The 21310-nt window shown below is 36.5% G+C and carries 18 protein-coding genes; 16 read left to right on the top strand and 2 right to left on the bottom strand.

All coding sequences use genetic code 11. The features are described 5' to 3' along the window. Nucleotides 1-1097: 1097 nt before the first annotated feature. Nucleotides 1098-3287, bottom strand: a complete 2190-nt coding sequence (locus ACIP9G_RS11435; protein ID WP_401019369.1) for a DNA topoisomerase III — start codon at nt 3285-3287, stop codon at nt 1098-1100. A gap of 334 nt (nt 3288-3621) precedes the next feature. Then, complete coding sequence (locus ACIP9G_RS11430) at nt 3622-4641, bottom strand: LacI family DNA-binding transcriptional regulator (RefSeq protein WP_401019367.1); 1020 nt, start codon at nt 4639-4641, stop codon at nt 3622-3624. 600 nt (nt 4642-5241) lie between these two features. On the opposite strand from ACIP9G_RS11430, the gene ACIP9G_RS11425 reads away from it, so the two are divergent. The 16 genes from ACIP9G_RS11425 to ACIP9G_RS11350 all read left to right on the top strand — a co-directional run bounded on the left by ACIP9G_RS11425 (nt 5242) and on the right by ACIP9G_RS11350 (nt 21309). Continuing rightward, entirely contained in the window at nt 5242-6072 is an 831-nt protein-coding gene (locus ACIP9G_RS11425) for an amidohydrolase family protein (protein ID WP_401019366.1), read from the top strand. Between the two features lie 16 nt (nt 6073-6088). Further along, on the top strand, nt 6089-6415 hold the full coding sequence (locus ACIP9G_RS11420) for a UxaA family hydrolase (RefSeq protein ID WP_401019364.1): 327 nt from the start codon (nt 6089-6091) through the stop codon (nt 6413-6415). After that, nucleotides 6415-7575: a UxaA family hydrolase gene (locus tag ACIP9G_RS11415; RefSeq protein WP_401019641.1), complete on the top strand. Its 1161-nt coding sequence runs from the start codon at nt 6415-6417 to the stop codon at nt 7573-7575. Before ACIP9G_RS11420 ends, ACIP9G_RS11415 begins: the two co-directional genes overlap by 1 nt. Before the next feature lie 23 nt (nt 7576-7598). Continuing rightward, on the top strand, nt 7599-8414 hold the full coding sequence (locus tag ACIP9G_RS11410; RefSeq protein ID WP_340821103.1) for an SDR family NAD(P)-dependent oxidoreductase: 816 nt from the start codon (nt 7599-7601) through the stop codon (nt 8412-8414). Beyond that, complete coding sequence (locus tag ACIP9G_RS11405) at nt 8411-9184, top strand: SDR family NAD(P)-dependent oxidoreductase (RefSeq protein WP_340821102.1); 774 nt, start codon at nt 8411-8413, stop codon at nt 9182-9184. The genes ACIP9G_RS11410 and ACIP9G_RS11405 overlap by 4 nt, the downstream gene beginning before the upstream one ends. 27 nt (nt 9185-9211) lie before the next feature. Continuing rightward, complete coding sequence (locus ACIP9G_RS11400; protein ID WP_340821101.1) at nt 9212-10105, top strand: fumarylacetoacetate hydrolase family protein; 894 nt, start codon at nt 9212-9214, stop codon at nt 10103-10105. A 20-nt stretch (nt 10106-10125) separates the two neighbouring features. After that, a complete protein-coding gene (gene fucU, locus ACIP9G_RS11395) occupies nt 10126-10554 on the top strand; it encodes an L-fucose mutarotase (protein WP_401019360.1) in 429 nt (142 codons plus the stop codon). A gap of 106 nt (nt 10555-10660) precedes the next feature. Beyond that, the gene (locus tag ACIP9G_RS11390) at nt 10661-11674 is read left to right on the top strand and encodes an asparaginase (protein WP_401019357.1); all 1014 of its coding nucleotides are present in this window, start codon (nt 10661-10663) and stop codon (nt 11672-11674) included. A gap of 27 nt (nt 11675-11701) precedes the next feature. Then, nucleotides 11702-13012: an ABC transporter substrate-binding protein gene (locus tag ACIP9G_RS11385; protein WP_401019354.1), complete on the top strand. Its 1311-nt coding sequence runs from the start codon at nt 11702-11704 to the stop codon at nt 13010-13012. A 177-nt stretch (nt 13013-13189) separates the two neighbouring features. Beyond that, entirely contained in the window at nt 13190-14077 is an 888-nt protein-coding gene (locus ACIP9G_RS11380; protein WP_340821097.1) for a carbohydrate ABC transporter permease, read from the top strand. Next, entirely contained in the window at nt 14074-14889 is an 816-nt protein-coding gene (locus ACIP9G_RS11375; protein WP_340821096.1) for a carbohydrate ABC transporter permease, read from the top strand. Before ACIP9G_RS11380 ends, ACIP9G_RS11375 begins: the two co-directional genes overlap by 4 nt. Nucleotides 14890-14930: 41 nt before the next feature. Continuing rightward, nucleotides 14931-16925, top strand: coding sequence for an alpha-amylase family protein (locus ACIP9G_RS11370; protein ID WP_483869663.1), 1995 nt, complete (start codon nt 14931-14933; stop codon nt 16923-16925). Nucleotides 16926-17089: 164 nt separating this feature from the next. Further along, nucleotides 17090-18529, top strand: a complete 1440-nt coding sequence (locus ACIP9G_RS11365) for a leucyl aminopeptidase family protein (RefSeq protein ID WP_401019349.1) — start codon at nt 17090-17092, stop codon at nt 18527-18529. A 2-nt stretch (nt 18530-18531) separates the two neighbouring features. Continuing rightward, nucleotides 18532-19224: a copper homeostasis protein CutC gene (locus ACIP9G_RS11360; RefSeq protein WP_340821093.1), complete on the top strand. Its 693-nt coding sequence runs from the start codon at nt 18532-18534 to the stop codon at nt 19222-19224. A 26-nt stretch (nt 19225-19250) separates the two neighbouring features. Beyond that, entirely contained in the window at nt 19251-20189 is a 939-nt protein-coding gene (locus ACIP9G_RS11355) for an ROK family protein (protein WP_401019347.1), read from the top strand. A gap of 469 nt (nt 20190-20658) precedes the next feature. After that, nucleotides 20659-21309 (top strand): TetR/AcrR family transcriptional regulator, encoded by a 651-nt coding sequence (locus tag ACIP9G_RS11350; protein WP_401019345.1) that lies wholly within the window; start codon nt 20659-20661, stop codon nt 21307-21309. The last annotated feature ends 1 nt before the right edge of the window (nt 21310 follow it).

The raw sequence follows: 21310 nt of genomic DNA, 5'->3' as shown, positions 1-21310 counted from the left end.
AGGTGTTGATTCCGCGAAGTGAGGGTGTAATTCCGCGGAGCGAGTGGTTGATTCCGCGAAGAGAGGGGCTGATTCCGCGGAGCGAGGTGTTGATTCCGCGAAGAGAGGGGCTGATTCCGCGAATTGATGGTGTGATTCCGCGAAGTGATGGGTTGATTCCGCGAAGTGAGGAAGTGATTCCGCGGAGTGAAGGTGTGTTTCCGCGAAACGAGGTGTTGATTCCGCGAAGTGAGGGTGTAATTCCGCGGAGCGAGTGGTTGATTCCGCGAAGAGAGGGGCTGATTCCGCGGAGCGAGGTGTTGATTCCGTGAAGAGAGGGGCTGATTCCGCGAATTGAGGAGGTAATTCCGCGGAGCGAGGGTTTGATTCCGCGAAGTGAGGGTGTAATTCCGCGAAGCAGTGGTGTGATTCCGCGAAGCGAAGGGTTGATTCCGCGAAGCAGTGGTGTGATTCCGCGGAACGAGGAGTTAATTTCGCGAAGCGAGGTTGAGGTAGTGATTCCGCGAAGTGAGGGGCTGATTCCGCGAAGTGAGGGTGTGATACCGCGGAGCAAGGAGGTAATCCTGCAATAGAAAAAAGAATCCTCTCTACGCCCACATGGTACAAGGGGACGTTGAGCAGATTCTTCGTGTTACTCTCTAACTCTAAATAGTATATAGATAGCCTTTATGGTAATAATTCCGCTTACATATTTACTCTGCCACCAACAACTAAGATACTAGATATGATTTCAGAATGTGTAATTATAAAACCTCAATATAATTTACATAAATCGAATGCCCAATTATTAGTGATAAAACAACTATAATCGTAATAATAATCACATTTCGAGGTCTAAAGTCTTGAGCTTGCATTTTCTACTCCTCCTTCATAATTTAGTGAATATTATGACAATTCAATATATGTTAAGGGAATAAGAGTATGCAGTTTTAAACGTACTTTTTATGTAAATATTCAATAGTTTTACTAGCAAATTTATATTGCATTAGAGATGAAAAAAACTTAAGCCACACCCCTCGCTATGCTTGGTGTGCGGCTTAAGTTATTAAAAATATCTTGCTAGGGAGAATTCAGAATTGTGTGAGTGACTGGCACTCTTAATCGAGTTTTAGTCCTTTTAAGGCTTCAGCCATTGCGTTGTTTACTGGTTCATCATTATTTTGTTGCTTTAAATATTTTTGAACTGAGCGTTTATCGACTTTACCGCCGCCTTCTTTTTTACGGCGCGCTTCAAATGCAGATAATTTTTCGCGATGCCCACATTTACATACAAAGATTTGCCCATCGCCTTCACCACGAAGCTCGAGTTTTTTCTTACATTGAGGGCAGCGAGCGTTTGTCACACGCGCTACATTTTTACGGTGACCACATTCACGGTCCTGACAAACAAGCATTTTGCCTTTTTTGCCGTTAACTTCAAGCATCGGTTTACCACAATCAGGGCAAGATTTAGTAGAAATATTATCGTGCTTATATTTTTTATCACTTGCCTTAATTTCAGAAACAATTTCCTTCGTATAATTTTTCATTTCACTAATAAATACTTCTTTTTTCAGTTTCCCATTGGCAATCGCTTCGAGCTTTTGTTCCCATTCAGCTGTAAGGGTAGGGGATTTTAACTCCTCTGGAACTAAATCAAGCAGTTGTCTGCCTTTTGAAGTGATGTAAATATCTTTAGCACCACGTTTTTCAATTAAAAATGAATTAAAGAGCTTTTCGATTATATCAGCGCGAGTTGCTACTGTACCTAAACCACCTGTAGATTTTAAAGTATCGGCCAATTTTTTATCGTTCGTCCCCATATATTTCGTCGGATTTTCCATCGCAGATAATAGTGTTGCCTCGTTAAAGCGAGCTGGTGGCTTCGTTTGGCCAGATGTTTGTGCAATCAGTTTAATCTGAAGTGTGTCACCCTTGTCTATGCGCGGAAGGATTTGTTCTTGCAAATCATCTGTTGTATCCTCATCGTCAAAACGATTTTCATATACTTCCTTCCAGCCAGCTGATAGGATTGTTTTCCCGCGTGCGACAAAGCTTTCATCAGCGATTTTTGCACGTAATGTCAGTTGTTCATATTCAAAAGCAGGGAAAAGAACAGCTAAAAATCTTTTCACAACAAGGTCGTAAATTTTACGTTCCTTATCGGAGAAAGCAGAGAAATTGACATAGCCTTCTGTCGGAATAATTGCATGGTGATCAGAAACTTTACTATCATCGACAAATGCCTTCGACGTTTTAATTGGTTTATTTAAAAGCTTATTTGCAAGTGAACGGTATTCACCAATACCACAAGCTTTTAAACGTTCTGGTATAGTAGCAACAATGTCTTGTGAAATATAGCGAGAGTCTGTACGTGGATACGTTAATACTTTGTGCTGCTCATATAATTTTTGCATAATATTCAGCGTTTCTTTTGCAGAATAACCGAAAATTTTATTCGCATCACGTTGCAACTCTGTTAAATCATATAAACCTGGAGCAAAAGTTTTCTTCAGTTTTTTTTCAATGTCAGTAACAGTTGCATTGTTTCTACCAAGCTTTTTAACGATAGCGTCAATTTTATCTTTATCAAAGCTGCGGCTATTGCCTTTTGCATCTTGCCATGTCAGTTTTAAATGGTCGGCAGTCTGAGCTTCAATACCGTAATAAGTTTGCGCTTTAAAATGTTTGATTTCATCTTCGCGCGCCGCAATAATTGCCACTGTTGGTGTTTGTACACGACCGCAGTTTAGCTGTGCATTAAAACGCGTTGTTAAAGCACGAGTAGCATTTAGTCCGATATACCAGTCTGCTTCTGAACGGGCAACAGCGGAAGCATATAAATTATCGTAGGCCTTGCCTGGTTTTAAGTTAGCAAATCCGTCTTTAATGGCTTTATCAGTTACAGAAGAAATCCATAAACGTTTAATCGGCTTATTTATCTTTACTTTATCAATAATCCAACGTGCTACGAGTTCACCTTCGCGGCCAGCATCAGTTGCCACAATAATTTCTCCTACATCACCGCGCGTCAGTTGGCTTTTTACCGCATTAAATTGTTTACCTGTTTGTTTAATAACTGTCAGTTTTAAGCGTTCAGGTAACATTGGTAAATCTTCTAAATTCCACGTTTTGTATTTCACGTCATAGCTTTCAGGGTCTGCTAATGTTACAAGATGACCTAGTGCCCATGTAACGATGTATTTATCCCCTTCAAGATAACCGTTTCCTTTTTTATTGCAGTTCAATACACGCGCAATATCGCGAGCTACTGATGGTTTTTCAGCTATTACTACACTTTTAGCCATAAATAACATCCTTTCGTAAATCCTTGTTTTTACTATATCATAGAGCATTATTATTATGCTAAAGAAGAAATCAGCGGTGTATACGAAGGGGGAATTGGACTTTAACTTAATTTAAATTGTTTGAGTGCCTGGCACTTATTGTTGAGGATTTTCAACAAAAGAAGATTTTCCTTACAGGTGCATCTAATTCAAATGAAAAAGTAGGGGAATATACAAAATGATTAAGTGTCAGGCACTGAAAAGATTCTGAATTTTATAAAAAAGAAAGAAATAAACTCGGATTTTTTGAGTTTACTTCTGTCTGATTTTTTTTAAAATGACTTTATTAATGATCTTAAACAATAGAAGTACTTGAAGATTTTCTCACGATAAGCTTTGGTTGAAGATTAATTTTGCGATATTCGCTTGGTCCGTTTCCTTCAACTCGTTCAATAACTAATTGTGTCCCCATATAACCAAAGTCATATGCGGGCTGTGAAGCTACTGTGAAGAAAGGGTCCAAATTTGAATAAGGCTCTAAGTCGTCGAAGCACACAACGGCAATATCTTCTGGCACTCGGATATTTTTGTTGCGCAGTGTTGTAATTGCGTTAATCGCTATAAAGTTATTAGCTGCGAAGATGGCAGTAGGTCGTTCTTCCTCAGGTAATAGCAGTAAACCATTGATAGTGTCCCATTCTTCTTCTTCTTGTTTATAATGTGTTTGGATAACCAAATTTTTATTAAAAGACAGATCATTTACTTTCAATGTGTCTACATACGTTTGATAACGCTCTTTGGATGTGGAAATATCTAACGGTGCATGAATAAGCGCAATCTTCTTATGTCCTCGATCAATTAAATGCTGAACTAACTCTCTTGTTCCCTCATGATTATTCCCCAATACCATATCGCATGGAAGATCATCTATCATCCTATCAATTAACGTAAAGGGAACTTTGTTTTTCACAAGCTTTTTTAAGTTTTTTTTAGACTGATTTCCAGTAGGCGCAATAATGACACCGTCTACCATTTTCGAAATAAGAGCATCTATATAGCCACTTTCTTTTTCTGGATCTTCGTCAGTATTGCACAACATAAGCTGGTAGCCTAGTTGATTAGCCTTATCTGCTGCACCTCTAGCAACCTTTGTAAAGAAAGGGTTTGTAATATCAGGAATAACTAATGAAAGGAGCTTCGTTTTTTTAATATTTAAACTTCTGGCAGCGGAGTTGGGGATATAGTTTAATTCTTGAATAACAGCTTCTACTTTTTTTCTTGTTTTCTCGCTAATATTGCCTTTATTGTTAATAACTCTTGAAACAGTCATAGGAGAAACATTAGCTTTTTTTGCAATATCATATATTGTTGTCACCTATCGTACCTACCTTACATTGTTAATTTTTTTGTATTATTCCTACTGCTGGCGCAACGATTCTACGCAAAAAACATCTCGAATGAAGATACATTTTATTTCAAAATAAAGTCATCGTGATTACCATGTTGTGGTTTATTTTTACATAAATAATTCAAATATAATTGTACTTCTTCTAACTCTACACTTTCCAATTGTTGAATCCAATAGGGAAAGCGCTTTAAGTGAGCCAAAAATAAAATAATACAATTAGTTTTCCGTTTAAAGCTCCCCGATGTTCATCCACCATTTTTCTCAAGTCATTATAGCATGTGGTTTAAAAATCTACATCACCATCCCATTTTCTAACCTACTCAAAATGAAAAGTTTTTTAACATTTGAGCTTGGTAAATGTAACATTCAAATACGTCAATGCATCTAATGAATAGCGTTCATTGTCGCTATTCTACTCCACTAAGTATGAAATATTCTTATAAATACCATCTATTTACCTTGGTTTTGAATTTTGATTATTTTCAGAAATTAGTATTGACATGTAATTTTTTGTTTGTTATTTTTACGTTACCGGTAACATAAAAGTTAACAAAGGTGGTGTTGAATATGATAATCGATTCACATCAACATTTTTGGAAGTTATCAAGGAATGATTATAAATGGTTAACCGAAGATTTACCAGAGCTTTATCGTGATTATATGCCTAACGATTTATATCCAATTTTAAATGAACATCAAATTGAAAAAACAATAGTAGTCCAAGCGGCCCCTACAATCAATGAAACTTTATTTTTATTAGATTTATTTGAAGAGCATGAATGGATTGCAGGTGTAGTCGGCTGGTTAGATTTTACAGAATTAAACTTTAAGCAACATTTAGAGGAGTTGCTACAACATCCTGGTTTTGTAGGTGTTCGACCTATGTTACAAGATTTGGATGAGGATGATTGGATTTTAAGAAAAGATGTATTAAAGAACATTGAACTTCTTGTACAGTATGATGTTCCGCTAGATCTTTTAATAAAGCCAAGGCATTTTCCTTACATACTAGAATTATTAAAAACATTTCCTCAATTGAGAGTAGTAGTAAACCACATAGCTAAGCCAAATATTGCAAAGCAACAAATAGATGGCTGGAAAGAAGCTATGGGTGAAATTGCGATGTACCCGAATGTGATGTGTAAACTTTCAGGATTAGTGACAGAAGCAACTCATAAAAACTGGGCGATTGAAGAATTTCAGCCCTTTATCAACCATGTTGTAAACGTTTTTGGAACGAATCGAGTAATGTTTGGAAGTGATTGGCCTGTATGTAATTTATCAGGTACATACAACGATGTGCTGGCGATACTTATGGAAAACTTACCTACAAACTTACTTGGAAAAGATTTAGAAATGATATTTGGAGAAAATGCCAAGCGTTTTTATAAATTATAAGAGGGAGGGCGAAGGAATGGCAGAAATGGTGTATCAACAAGGGATAGCTTGCATTGTAATGGATGAAAAGGATAATGTAACAACCCTTTTAACGGATGTAAAAAAAGGTGAAAGTGTGATTTACACAAAAGGTAATCAAACATATGAATTAACTTTGCAACAAGATGTTAGCTTTGGACATAAAGTTGCGATTGCTCCTATCCATAAGGCTGAGGAAATTGTGAAGTACGGTGAAGTAATCGGAGCAGCAACTACTGCTATTCAGATAGGGGAGCATGTACATGTTCACAATATCGAGGGCATACGCGGACGCGGAGATAAAAGTGCAGGAGGTGTGAAATGATGACAGTTATTAAGGGCTATCGAAGAGACAATGGAAAATTTGGTATTCGAAATCATCTTTTAATTTTACCAACAGTTGTATGTGCAAATCAGGTTACTTCAAGAATTCAACAACAAGTTCCGGGGTCAGTAGCTATACCTCATCAACATGGATGTAGTCAAGTAGGTGCTGACAAAGAGAGAACACATAAAGTATTAGTTGGAATGGGGAAAAACCCGAATGTCGGTGCTGTATTAATTGTTAGCCTTGGCTGTGAAGTAATCAATGCACAAGACATAAAGCAAGAAATTGAAGAGACTGGTAAGCCAGTTGTTTGGATTGACATTCAAAATGAAGGTGGCTCTGTTAAAACGATCCACAAAGGTGTGGAAGTAGCACAGGATCTTCTGAAAAAAATAGAAGATATTCCGTTAATAGATATTCCACTTTCAGAGCTAATTGTTGGTGTGAAATGTGGCGGCTCTGACGCTACATCAGGATTATGTAGTAACCCTGCACTTGGTAGAGCAGCTGATACTATTTTGAATGCAGGTGGCACAATTGTCATGGGCGAGACTACAGAAATCATTGGTGCTGAGCATCTTGTTGCTGCAAAGGCAATCAATCAAGATGTACAACAAAAATTATATAAATGTGTTGAACAATTTGAACTTGAAGTAGAACGTATGGGTGTCGATATGCGTGGAGGAAATCCAAGCCCAGGCAATATTGCAGGGGGCTTATCGACGATTGAGGAAAAATCTTTAGGTTGTATCAGTAAAGCTGGAACAGCAATGCTTCAAGGGGTTGTAGACTTCGCTGAAGAAATTCCAGGCACAGGTTATTATTTCATGGATTCACCAGGGAATGATATTGAATGTGTAACAGGCATGGCGGCAGCGGGTGTTCATGTTGTTTGCTTTACAACAGGAAGAGGGACACCGACAGGAAATCCAATTATTCCTGTCATTAAAATAACAGGTAACGAAATTACTGGAAGACGAATGGCAGACAATATCGATGTAGATGTCAGCCCTGTTTTACAAGGGAAAGAAACGTTGGACGAATCGGGTAAACGCATTTTTGAATCGATCGTAAATGTAGCAAAAGGTCAGGAAACAAAAGCCGAGATTTTAGGCCATCAAGAATTTAGTATTAGCAGAATTGGTATTAGTCTATAACAAGTAAAGTTAGGAGAATAAATATGAAAAAACTTGAAAACCGTGTTGCTCTAGTAACAGGAGCAAGTAGGGGGATAGGGGCTGCTATCGCAGAAAGATTAGCAGAAGAAGGAGCCCATGTTGCCATTAACTATACATCTCAAAGTTCATTAGAAAAAGCCGAAATGTTAAAGGAACAAATAGAGAATCGTTTTAATGTCAGAGCGATGGTTGTAAAAGCGAATGTAGGTATTAAACAAGAAGTCGATCACATGATAGATGAAGTGGAGAAAACGCTTGGCAATGTAGATATATTAGTGAATAACGCTGGTATAGCGCCATTCGAATCATTTATGAAGTTAACAGAAGAAACTTGGGATACGACGTATCAAACAAATGTAAAATCAATTTTCTTAACTTCACAACGGGTAGCTAAAAAAATGATTGAAAAACGGTACGGCAAAATCATTAATATTACATCTACAGCAAGCCTGCTTGTGACAAGTCCTGTTATTCCACATTATATTTCCTCCAAAGCGGCGGCTAGTCATTTGACTAAAGCTTTAGCGATTGAATTAGGTAAATATAATATTAATATCAATGCCGTCGGTCCAAGTACAGTAGCTACAGATATGTGTCAGGAATATCTCGAAGATCCAAGTATTTTAGAAAAAGAAATACAAGCCAACCCAATGAAAAGACTAGGGACTGAAAAGCAAATTGCTGATGCTGTCGTATTTTTAGCTTCTGAGGAAGCGATGCAAATAAACGGACATTTACTAATGGTAGATGGAGGACTTACTGTGAAAGCCGCACAGCCAGAAGACCATTTAGAACAAGAAAGGGAATTGTTGCTATGAGATTACAAGGTAAAGTAGCACTCATTACCGGGGGTGGTAGTGGTATTGGTCGTTCGACAGCCCTTCTTTTTGCAGCAGAGGGAGCCCACGTCATCATTAACGATGTTCACAAGGAAAATGGTGAAAGTACAGTAAAGGATATTCAACATAACGGAGGAAGCGCAACATTTTATCATGCAGATGTGACTATTCCTGAAGCTGTAAAAGAGATGGTTGAACATATTACAAAGCAATTCGAAAAAATTGATATCCTTTTTAATAATGTAGGCATTAGTAATGTTGGGCGGATAGATGAGGTAGAGCCAGACGTATGGGATAAAGTGATGAGCGTAAATGTAAAGGGAATCTATTTGCCAACAAAATATATTGTCCCTCACATGATGGAGCAAAAGAGTGGATGCATCATTAATATGTCTTCATGTGCTGCGGAAATAGGCTTGAAGCAACGCGCATTATATTCGGCAACTAAAGGAGCCATTTTATCGTTAACAAAGGCGATGCAGGTAGATTATGCACCTTACAATATACGAGTAAATGCTTTATTACCTGGAACAATTTTCACACCATTTGTAGAAAATTATTTAAAGAATGCATATGACAATCCACAAGCTGCCATCGCAAGTATTAAAACAAGACAGCTAAGTGGCGAATTAGGAAAACCTGAAGATGTTGCGAAAGCGGCCTTATTTTTAGCATCTGATGAGTCCAGTTTTATGATGGGTTCACCGCTTTACATAGATGGTGGCGTTGTCTTTGGGAAAAATGCGTAATATTACGAAATGACATGAGGAATGATTATGAAACTATTAACATTTGAAAAGCAGGGCAACTATCAATTAGGCGTTCAAACGACGCAAGGCATTATAGATATAGCCGCATCGATTAACAAAAATTCGAATTTTAATAACTTACCAGATGTAATGTCTTTATTTTCTTGTAATAAAGAAGAGATTGCAAAGCTTCAAAATTTTATTCAAGCAATAGAAGTAGAAGAAAGTGCAGTATTTGTAGATGACAGTCAAATCAGCTGGGGACCATGTGTTACAAAACCACATAAAATTATTTGCGTAGGTTTAAATTACCGTAAACATGCAGATGAAACGAATGCGCCATATCCAGAAGTGCCTATTTTATTTAATAAATTTGATAACACATTAACTGGACATCAAAGTGATATTCAAATTCCAAATGTAACAAAGCAACTTGATTATGAGGTAGAGCTTGGAATTGTTATTGGTGAAAAGATAAAAAATGTCAAAGAAGAAAATGCATTAGACCATGTTTTTGGTTATTGCACTGTAAATGATCTATCGGCGCGCGATTTGCAAATGAAAACACAACAATGGTTGTTAGGTAAAACGTGCGATAAGTTCAGTCCTGTTGGTCCTTACTTAGTGACAGCAGATGAAATAGAGAACCCTAATAATCTAGCATTAAAAACATATGTAAATGGAGAAATAAGACAAAACTCAAACACAGCAGATATGATTTTCAATTGTGCTGAAATTATTAGTTATATTTCCCGACATATGACATTAGAGCCTGGAGATATTATTTTAACAGGTACACCAGAAGGCGTAGTGTTCGGATATCCTGCAGAACAGCAAGTGTATATTCAACCAGGGGATGAAGTAACTGTAGAAATCGAGAAATTAGGTTCTCTTACAAATTACTTCGTAGCAGAAGATTAAAGAAATGAGTGTGAATAACTATGCTAAAAGGAATTCCTCCTATTATTTCACCAGACTTAATGAAGGTATTAATGGAGATGGGTCATGGAGATGAAATTGTGTTGGCGGACGGAAATTTTCCTGCTGCCAGCCATGCCCAACAGCTAATCCGTTGTGATGGACATACAATTCCAGAATTACTAGAAGCGATATTGGCGTTCTTTCCTATCGATACGTATGTGGAACATCCCATTCAATTAATGGCTGTTGTCCCGGGAGATCCAGTGGAACCAACGATTTGGAAAGAGTATGAGCAAATCGTTCAACATCAATCCGAATATCCAATTCCATTTGAATTTATGGAACGCTTTGAATTTTACGAGCGCACAAAAAAGGCTTTTGCCGTAGTAGCAACAAGCGAAAAAGCTCAGTACGCTAACATCATTTTAAAAAAAGGTGTCATCAAATAATCGGTATTTCGAGGATGAACATTAACTGCATGTTCACCGTAAACTCGATATGAATACAAGCGTATCGGGAATTTGGTCATTCTAATGTATCGGGGGAAAGCGAATTATGAATTCTGAAGTGTTAGTAGAAGAAACAAGAGCGAACTTACTGGAAAATGTTCATTCTGGTGTCGTTTGTGGTGTTAATGACAGCAAGGAGGCTATCTATCAAGTTGGTAATATCCAACATAATACATATTTCCGTTCTGCTGCAAAACCGATTCAAGCACTACCTGCATTTTTATCTAAAATTGATTTAAAGTATGGCTTAACTGATAGAGAAGCAGCGTTATTTATTGCTTCACATCGCGGAGAAACGTATCACATTGAAGCGCTAGAAACGATGAAAGAGAAATTAGCCATTAATGAGAATGAATTATTTTGTCCTTTTTCGTACCCTTTAAATGCGGAACCAAAAGAGGCAATGTTAAGACAACATATAGAGAAAAGACGACTTTTTCATAACTGCTCAGGAAAACATATGGGCTTTATTGCAACTTGTCGTGAAATGGGTTTTCCAACGGAGGGTTATTGGAATATAGATCATCCGCTACAACAGCTTATTTTGAAAACGCTATCTTATTTATCAGAAACACCGCTATCTGAAATTCATATCGGAATAGACGGCTGTGGTGTGCCTGTGTTTGCTATACCATTACACAATATGGCTATTACAAGTTTGAAATTAGCTTGTCCAGATTTAATTGAAGATTTGGAACTTAGAGAAGCAGTAGAGCGAATGACAACAATTATGAACAATGAATTCAACATGGTAGCGTCTGAAAACTTTATTTGCTCTGTATTATTGCAAGATCGAAATATTGTAGCAAAGGGCGGAGCAAAAGGCGTGTATTGCTTCGGCTTGAAAAAAGAACGTTTAGGTTTCGCTTTGAAAGTTTTAGATGGTTCAGAAGACGTTTGGCCAAATGTAATTGCTTCAATTTTAGAGCAAATAGACTATGAAAATAAAGAAACAATTGCTAATATTCGCTCCCTTAGACCAAGCATCATTAAAAGTGATGGGGGCATTGAAGTAGGATCAATCCATGAGGTATTTGCATTAACACCAAATACAAAATAAAAATTTGTTACAAAGGGGATGAAATTTATGAAGAAAAAGATGCTAGTTGTATTGATGGTTTTATTAGCTACTATACTTACAGCGTGTGGTGGTTCGAGTGATGCTAGTGATAATGCAGATGGTAAGGTAAAAATCAGATTGCTAACAAGAATGGCAGGGACAAGCAGTCAGGCACAAATCTACAAAGATATTATTAAAGAATTCGAGGCAAAGCATTCCGATGTAGTTGTTGTTGATGAATCTCAAGGTGATGAATCAGCATTTAACAATAAGCTGAAAACAGATCTTGCATCTGGCACTTTACCTAACATTTTTAGAGTTCAAGGTGTTGCAAATTTAAACGAGTATATTGAAAGTGGCTTACTTATGGATATGGACCCAGTTTTAAAGGATGATCCTGAATGGGGACAAAATTTCACAGAAGGTGCATTAAAATATTATCAAGTGCCAGGTCATGAGGGGACATATGGAATTCCAATGGAGTCTGGTTTAATTGGTGTTTATTATAATGAAGAAATACTTAAAAAAGCTGGTATTAATGAATTCCCTGAAACATGGAGTGAACTAACAGCAGCTGTTAAAAAGTTAAAAGGCATCGATGTAACACCTATTGCACTTGGTGCAAAGGCAACGTATATGGCAGGACATTTACACAACCAAATTTTTTATAAATGGATGGGGACAGAAGCAGCAAAGAAACTAGGTACTAGAGAATTAAAATGGACAGATTCAGAAGTTGTGAAAACACTTGAATATGTTGAAGACTTAAATAAGTTAGATGCATTTGGTAAAAGTGCTGCTGGTATAAGTGATGAAATTGCTGTGGCAGATTTCCTTGAAGGTAAGGCAGCGATGATTATTACTGGTCCATGGAACATTGGGAAATTTACGAATCCAAGTGAGACAGAATACGCTGATGCGATTAAACTTGCTAAATTCCCATACTTTGATGAAAAACCAGAGTTTAAAGATGAAGATATGCAAATTATTAGTCCATATATGGTGAATGGCAAACTTGAAGGAAAAGAAAAAGAATATACAATTGAACTACTAAAAATGCTTACTTCTGCTGAAGCAGCTAAACGATTTGCAGAGGAAGCACAGTTCTTAATTCCAAGATCAGATATCGCAATTGATAACTCGAAAGTATCTGATTTGTTCTTACACAATATTGAATTAGGTGCTACGTCAACAGGAATTGCAGTAGATGTGTTCGATTTTGATCCACTACCATCTATGCAAGATAGAACAAGAAACTCTATCGTAAGTATCTTAATTGGTGGTAAGCCTAAAGATGCAGCAAAAGAAATTCAAGATGAAATTGATAAATCTAAATAAGTAGTTTTTGCATAACGAATGTTAAGGTGGAGCGGAAGGCGGCGACTCCAGTGGGAAATGCAAGCATCGAGCGTAGCGGCTCGATGCTTACCCGCGGAATGCGTGCGCCTGTTGCATATGCGAATTAGATTAAAATTGATTAAGATTACAAAAAATTTAAGAAATGGAGGGGAATAGATGAATGTAAAAACAAATAGAGATAAGTCAAAAATTTTTCTATTTACTTTACCGGCCTTAGTAATCTATATTCTATTCCTTATTATACCTATGATAGGCGCCCTTTATTTTTCCGTTGTCAATTGGAATGGCATTAAAGGAGCACCATTAAATTTTGTAGGTTTAGAAAACTATCTAAATGTCTTTAAAGATAAAGACTTTCTTATTTCTTTAAAAAATATGTTTGGCATGGTGTTTTTTAGCGTTTTATTCCATACACCAATCGCTTTATTATTAGCAGTTGCAATTAATACGAAATTTAGGGGACATCGATTCTTTAAAGTAATCTATTTTGTACCTACTATTTTTCCACTAACAGCTATCGGTCTACTTTGGTATTTTATCTTTATGCCAAATGGCTCTTTAAATAGCTTATTAGAATTTATTGGTCTAGCAGATTTAGCTAAAGGCTGGTTAATTGACTCATCTACTGCTATGGGTGCAATTATCTTTGTAAACATTTGGGCAGGTGTTGGATACTACATGGTAATCCTATTAGCGGGATTAACAACGATACCAGAAGAAGTATATGAGGCGGCAGAGATGGATGGGGCTTCATCTGTACAAAAGTTCTTCCATATAACAGTTCCTATGCTAAAGCCAATTATTACTTTATGTATTTTAATGGATATTATTGGGACCGTGAAAGTATTTGATTTAATTTTTGTTATGACTGAGGGAGGGCCGAATGGTCTAACCAATCTGCCGACTACTTTAATGTATTATGAAGCTTTCAGATACAACAACTACGGCGTTGGTAGTGCATTAGGGGTCATCATTTTTGTTATTGCGCTCGTATTGACTATCGGTAGTGAAGCCATCATGAATAGGAAGGAGAAGAACCAATGAAAAAGAAAATAATATTATATGTTTTTGTAATAGCAATGGCTTTAATGTTTATTGAACCGATGTTATTTACATTAGTTTCTTCTCTTAAAGGAAATAAAGAAATATTTAGTTCACCCTTTAGTTTGCCTGAGGTTTTTAGATTTGAAAACTATGTAATTGCTTGGCAAGAAGCGAATATGAGTAGATATTTTTTAAATAGTATACTTATTTCAATGGCAACAGTTATTATCCTTGCGATTGTCTCTTCTATGGCGTCATTTACATTATCAAGATTTAACTTTAAAGTGAATAAATTTTTAGCTCTGTTTTTCCTGTTAGGTATGATGATACCTATGCATACAGTTCTTGTACCAGTTTCATATATTATTGGAGCACTAGAATTGAAAAATAATTTAGTGGCATTAGTTCTACTGTATGTGGCGTTTTCTTTGTCATTTAGCATTTTAGTTTTGACACGGTTTATGAAAGGGATTAATGCCTCTTTAGAAGAAGCGGCACTTATGGATGGCGCAAGTTATTTCCAAATATATTTCAAAGTTATATTGCCGATGTCTGTTCCAGCAATATCGACTGTTTCTATTTTTAATTTTTTAGGCGCATGGAATAACATTCTGTTCCCACTTTTATTTATTAATGATGACCGCTTAAAACCAATTGCATTGGGTCTATTAAACTTTAGTGGTGAAAGAGGATCAGAATACGGGCCATTAATGGCTGCAATCGTCATCACGATATTAGTTCCTTTAGTCGTTTATCTTCTATTCCAAGAGAAAATTGAAAGTGGTCTTGCGGCAGGCTCAGTCAAAGAATAGCAATGAAATAGAAATAGTGAATATTATTGGGGGTTATGAATTTGAGTGAATTACGTTATAGACAGGTACATTTAGATTTTCATACGAGTGAAAATATTCCTGGTGTTGGAAAGGACTTTGTTGCAGAGGAGTTTGTTGAGACATTAAAAGAAGCGAATGTAAACTCGATTACTTGTTTTGCTAGATGTCATCACGGCTGGTTATATTACCCTTCACAGCATCGTCCAGATTTAATCCATCCGCATCTTGAAAATAAAAACCTTTTATTAGAACAAATAGAGGTTTGCCATAAAAATAATATTAAAGTTCCGATTTATACAACTGTGCAATGGGATGGTTATATTAGTAAACATCATCCAGAGTGGTTATCGATTGATGAAAACGGAGAATTCATTAACAGCCAAGGTGTTCCTGAACCACATTTTTACTATACAATTTGTTTAAATAGCGGCTATAGACAATATTTTAAAGACCATTTACAAGATATTATCGATACAGTGAAAAGCGAAAATATTGATGGCTTCTTTTTAGATATTTTATTTAAAGTTGATTGTAATTGTAAAAATTGTTTTGAACAAATGGAACGTAAAGGGTTAAACACAGAAAATAGAGTAGATAGAATCTATTATTCTACGCTGATGCTTGAGGAATTTAAAGAAGAGATTAGTGATTTTATTAGAACTAGAGTGCCGCATGCAGGTATTTTCTATAATAGCTCTCATATTGGTCCAGGCAATAAAAGTAGCTTAAACAATTATACACATTTGGAGCTAGAGTCTTTACCAAGTGGTGGATGGGGCTATGATCATTTCCCTGCAACAATGAGATATTCTCGTATTTTGGGTAAGGACATCATCGGTATGACGGGTAAGTTTCACACGTATTGGGGTGATTTCCACTCATTGAAAAATAAAGCAGCTTTAGAATTTGAGTGCTTCAATATGCTTGCTTTAGGTGCAGGCTGTTCAATTGGAGATCAACTTCATCCAAATGGTAAATTATCGAAAGCTGCTTATGAATTAATTGGCAGTGTTTATGGAAAAGTGAAAGAAGTAGAAAAGTACTGTATGAATACAAAACCGGTTACAGAAATCGGGGTATTAACACCTGAAGAATTTTATACACCAGGAGATCATAATTTAGGTATCCATCCAGCATTAATCGGTGCAGTTAGAATGTTACAAGAGTTATCATATCAATTTAATATTATCGACAGTCAAATTGATTTTAATGACTATAAGTTAATTATTTTACCTGATGTGATTGACTATTCTCCTGAGTTACAGCAAAAGCTACAAGCTTACGCTAACAATGGCGGGAAAATTATTGGTACATTTGAATCTCTAATTAATAAAAATAGTAACGAAGAAGATTTATTTGGAAATGTGTACGTTGGTGAATCAAAGTATGACCGTGATTTTGTTTTACCGAATGATATAATTGGGAAAAAATTGCATAAAGAAGAGTATGTCATGTATTTAAAAGGTTTAGAAATGAAACCTGTACAGTCAGAGGTACTGATGCAGACAGTAAAACCTTATTTTAATAGAGAAGGCACTACGTTTTGTTCGCATCAACATGCCCCATCATCGCATACATTTGGACATGCTGCAGTGACAAAACGCCAAAATATCATTTACTTCTCACACCCTATTTTCAAACTATATCGAAAAAATGGCCTAGCTTGGTGTAAATGGATGATGAATGATGCGATTGATCATCTTCTTGAAAGAAAGCTCATTGCTCATAATGGTCCATCGACATTGCTGACATCATTAAATGAAGATAAAGAAACAGGGGCAAAGATTTTGCATGCACTTCATTATATAACTGAGAAACGCTCAGAGGATATTTATACGATTGAAGACATTATCCCACTTTATAACACAGAAATTAGAATGTTTGTTGGTGATACAAAGGTGACATCTGTCAAAAAACTGCCTGAATTATCAGAGGTAAGTTACAGTGTTGAAGGACAGTATATACAGTTTACTATGGAAAAAATCGAAGGACATTTAATGCTACATATCGATTAATGTTATGAAAAAACTATAAAAAAGGGAAATAATCTAAGAACAAAAAACTTAGATATTTTCCTTTTTAATATAGTTAAAGGCTCTTGCGGGTGTCATCGATTTTAAGAGAAGCTTTTCGAGCCGGCTCGAAACTTAATGACGATAAATGAAAGATGTGATGATAAATGGAATTTCATTTTGGGCAACGGAACAAGGATATCGTTGTTGTAAATCCTGTATTACAATCAGCTCATCAATCCATCCGAATTCCTAAATGGATGATTGAAAAACATAAATGCCACTGGTTAAGACATGAAACAGAGCAGGGCGGTCAGGATTATTTGATCATTGGATTGGGAAGCGATGAAACAGTTACTTTTGAGAGCTTACGAGAAGCAGCAGGAGAAGTAGCACGAGTGGCTAATGCCAGTGAAAATAATGACATTCAAGTATCATTTGATTTTTTAACTGCAATAAATCTCAATCATCTAGATGCTGTGACTGCTTTTGTAGAAGGTTGGATACTTGGGGCCTACCAGTTTCAAAAATACCGCAAAGAAAAAATAGTCGTAAAACCTTGTAATGTATATTTTCTATTAGAAGAAACAGAAGCTTTAAAAAATGCTATTACCGTTGGAATGTTACGTGCAAATAGCACTAATATAACGAGAGACTTATGTAATACAGATCCGATTGACCTTAACCCAGACACATTTACTGAAACGATTCGTCAGCATTTCGGTGAAAAAAATCTGTCCGTCAATATTTATAATACTGACGACTTGCAACAGCTCCAATTAAATGGGCTACTGGCAGTTGGAAGAGGCAGTCAATATTCATCTTATTTAGCAGAGATTAAGTACTGTACGAATGTTAATAAGCCGCATATCGTGTTGATTGGTAAAGGCATGACTTATGATAGCGGTGGTATTAGCATTAAAACGGGTCTTAACATTAGCGATATGCGTATGGATATGGGCGGAGCAGGTGCTGTATTTGGTGCTATGGATTTAATCGCTTCAAAAAATGTAGATGTAAATGTAACCGCCCTGTTGCCGATTGCTGAAAACTTGCTTAATGAAAAGGCATTTTTACCAGGTGAAGTTATTCGTTTCGCAAATAATCTACATGTTCAAGTTGGCAATACAGATGCTGAAGGAAGACTTATTTTAGCTGATGCTCTATTATATTCTGAAAGGTTAAAGCCAGATGTAATTATTGATATCGCTACGTTAACGGGCTCAATTGGTGCAGCATTAGGCTTAAAATATGCAGGTGTATTCGGAGATGAGTCGATTACAGAATTAATGAAAAAGCTAGGCGGTCAAAATGGTGATTTTGTATGGCCGATGCCACTTATTGATCAATATGAGGAATCATTAGCGAGTGATTATGCAGATATTTGTAATATTAGCTCAGACAATCTAGCAGGCTCTATTACGGCTGCACTCTTTTTAAGAAAATTCGTCCCTAAAGGTACTAAATGGGGACATATTGATATGGCGGCACCTGTTCAATCGCCGAAAACGAGAGGCTATCATGTGCGCGGTGCATCAGGTTATGGCGTTCGATTATTGGCAGATTTTATAGAAAGCTATAGTAAACTAGAAAAAGGGAATGACTAAATATGGTTATTGAAGTGATTGCAATTTCTTTAACAGATGCGAAAGCGGCACAAAAAGCAGGAGCAGACAGAATTGAATTAGTCGCAGGTATAGTCGAGGGAGGATTAACACCGAGCTATGCAATGATTGAAAGTGTTTGCGGTGAATTAACGATTCCTGTAAATGTAATGATTCGTCCTCACAGCCGTTCATTCTTCTACGATCAAAATGATTTACAAATAATGTTAAAGGATATTCAAATATGTAAGCAGCTAGGTGCTAGTGGAATAGTTGTTGGTGCACTTACTGAAGAGCATGATATTGATGAACATACTTTAAAACAATTAATAGAAGCGGCGGATGGATTGGATATTACATTTCATCGAGCATTCGATGAAGTAAGAGACCAATCAAAGGCATTAAATACGTTAATGTCTTATAAGGAAATCTCACGAATTTTAACATCAGGTGGCAAAAATAAAGTACTTGATGCGGTTAGCGAAATTCAAGCTTTAGAACAACAGGCAAGCCAATCTCACATTCAAATAATGCCAGGTTCTGGTCTATCACCTAATACCCTTCCATCATTTTTGAATCAGGTCAACGTTTCAGAATTTCATTTTGGATCCGGTGTTCGGCATCAATCGAGCTTTGACCACTTTATAGACGAACATAAAATTAAAGAAATAAAGGATATAATTTTATATCGTGCATAGACACAGTGACCATTGGGGGAAATAAAATGCAGCAAAAAGAGTACCTAGTTGGGGTAGATATGGGTGGTACAAAAATTGCCGTTGGATTATTAAGTGTTGATGGGAAAATCATGAAGGAAACTCGTATGGATACGAGAGGGCATGATGGTCCAGAGATTGTTGTTAATAGATTAGTAGAGGCGATTAATGCTCTTTCAGAAGGTTACGAGATAAAAGGTATAGGCGTCGGAGTGCCAGGGATAGTTGATACAGATAATGGAATTATTCACTATTGGTCTACTTTCAATTGGAATAACGTACCTTTAGGGCAGATGTTAAATGCTCAGTTAGATAAGAAAATTACAGTAGTCAATGATGCGAGTGCAGCTACTTGGGGAGAATTTAACTTCGGTGCTGGTCGGCAATCAAAGAATATGCTTTTTATGACGATAAGCACAGGAATCGGTGGAGGCATTATTTTTGAACGACAATTGTTTACTGGCAGTAATATGTTAGCTGGTGAAATAGGGCATGTCACTGTTAATCCGAATGGCCCAACATGCAATTGTGGCAAATTGGGTTGTTTAGAAGCATATGCATCAGGAGTATCCATTCAACGACGTGCAATGGATGCAATCAAAAATAGTACATCCATTTTGCTCGAAATGGAGAAGCATGAAAGAAGACCAATTGATACAAAAATGGTGTTTGCTGCATCTGAGTCAGGAGACTTAGTTGCACAAGAAATTATTGAGCAAGCAGCTACATATGTAGGTATGGTTTTGGCGAATTTTATACTAACATTTAACCCGGACTGCATTGTATTAGGTGGCGGTGTTATGAAAACGAATTCCCGATTTATGGAGAAAATTGAGGAAGTGACTCAACACTATGTTCTTCCTTCCTATCGAAACACATATGAAATTAGACGTTCGCAATTGTTTGAAAATGCAGCATTAATAGGTGCGGCAAATTTAATTGTTTGAGTGCCTGTCACTTTTAAAAACCCACTTAGCTTTCCGCGCGCAGCACTTTGTAAGCGCAGAAGTCTTCGTGGGTTTTTACTTGGATATATAAAAATTCAGAATTGTTTGAGTGCCTGTCACATAAAATTCAACTAGAGAGCATACAGTTAGTGTAGGAAATTTGCGGAAAAATGCTTCTGGGGAAAAGAATGCTTCAGAATAGAGGAAGTACAGTATTCCACATGTGAATTCACATTTGATATTGTGTAGATTCATATTTTTTGTTAAAAATGAATGGTTTATATGCTGTTTAAAGTAAAAAAATTCTCGTTAATACTATTAAATTGTTTTATGGAACTGGACACCAATTTTTGAGAATGCTATATTAAAGGAGTCATAGTATTTTTATAATTAGGAAAATTAAGAGAATGTAAGTCCTAGTTATAAGGAACAAAGGGGTAAGTGTTATAAAGAAGGATGATAGGTGCTTATGGTAAAAAAAACGTTAAAACAAAGAATTGTTGACGCTTCTGTAGTGCTGTTTCAGCAAGATGGCTATCATAATGTAACTGTTGATCGCATTGTAGAATACATCGGTGCATCAAAAGGTGGATTTTATCATAATTTTAAATCGAAAGATGAATTGTTATATGAAGTTCATGATGTGTTTATTTCCCATGTTATTAAACAGTCACAGGAAGCTTATGACAAATATGATACGCCGATTAAACGCTTATGTGCAATGCTCCAAACACTGACACAAGTGTTTGATGTGTATCAAGCCCATATTACTGTGTTTTATGAAGAAAGCCGTTCGTTGTCAGAAGAATATAGTGCAATAATTCATAAAAAGCGGGACCAATATCGGGAAATATTACAAAAGGTGATTGAAGAAGGGCAGCAAACTAAGGATTTTCGTTCTGAATTACCTTGTACGATTGTAACAATGGCCATTGTGGGGATGATTAACTGGACATATATGTGGTTTAAACAAACCGGTCCGTTGACAATGGAGGAAATTACAGAAGTATTTACGGATATGATATTACGAGCAATTGTTACAGAGCAAGCTATGGAAGAAGCAACTCAATTTATGGTAAAGGTGAAGCCAGAAGAAAATGCTGGTTTTATTAATCTTTAAT

Origin of the sequence: Lysinibacillus sp. NPDC093197, from assembly GCF_044754025.1 — a bacterium.
In the GTDB taxonomy this organism is placed as follows: domain Bacteria; phylum Bacillota; class Bacilli; order Bacillales_A; family Planococcaceae; genus Lysinibacillus.
This window is presented reverse-complemented; position numbering and strand designations above follow the sequence as displayed.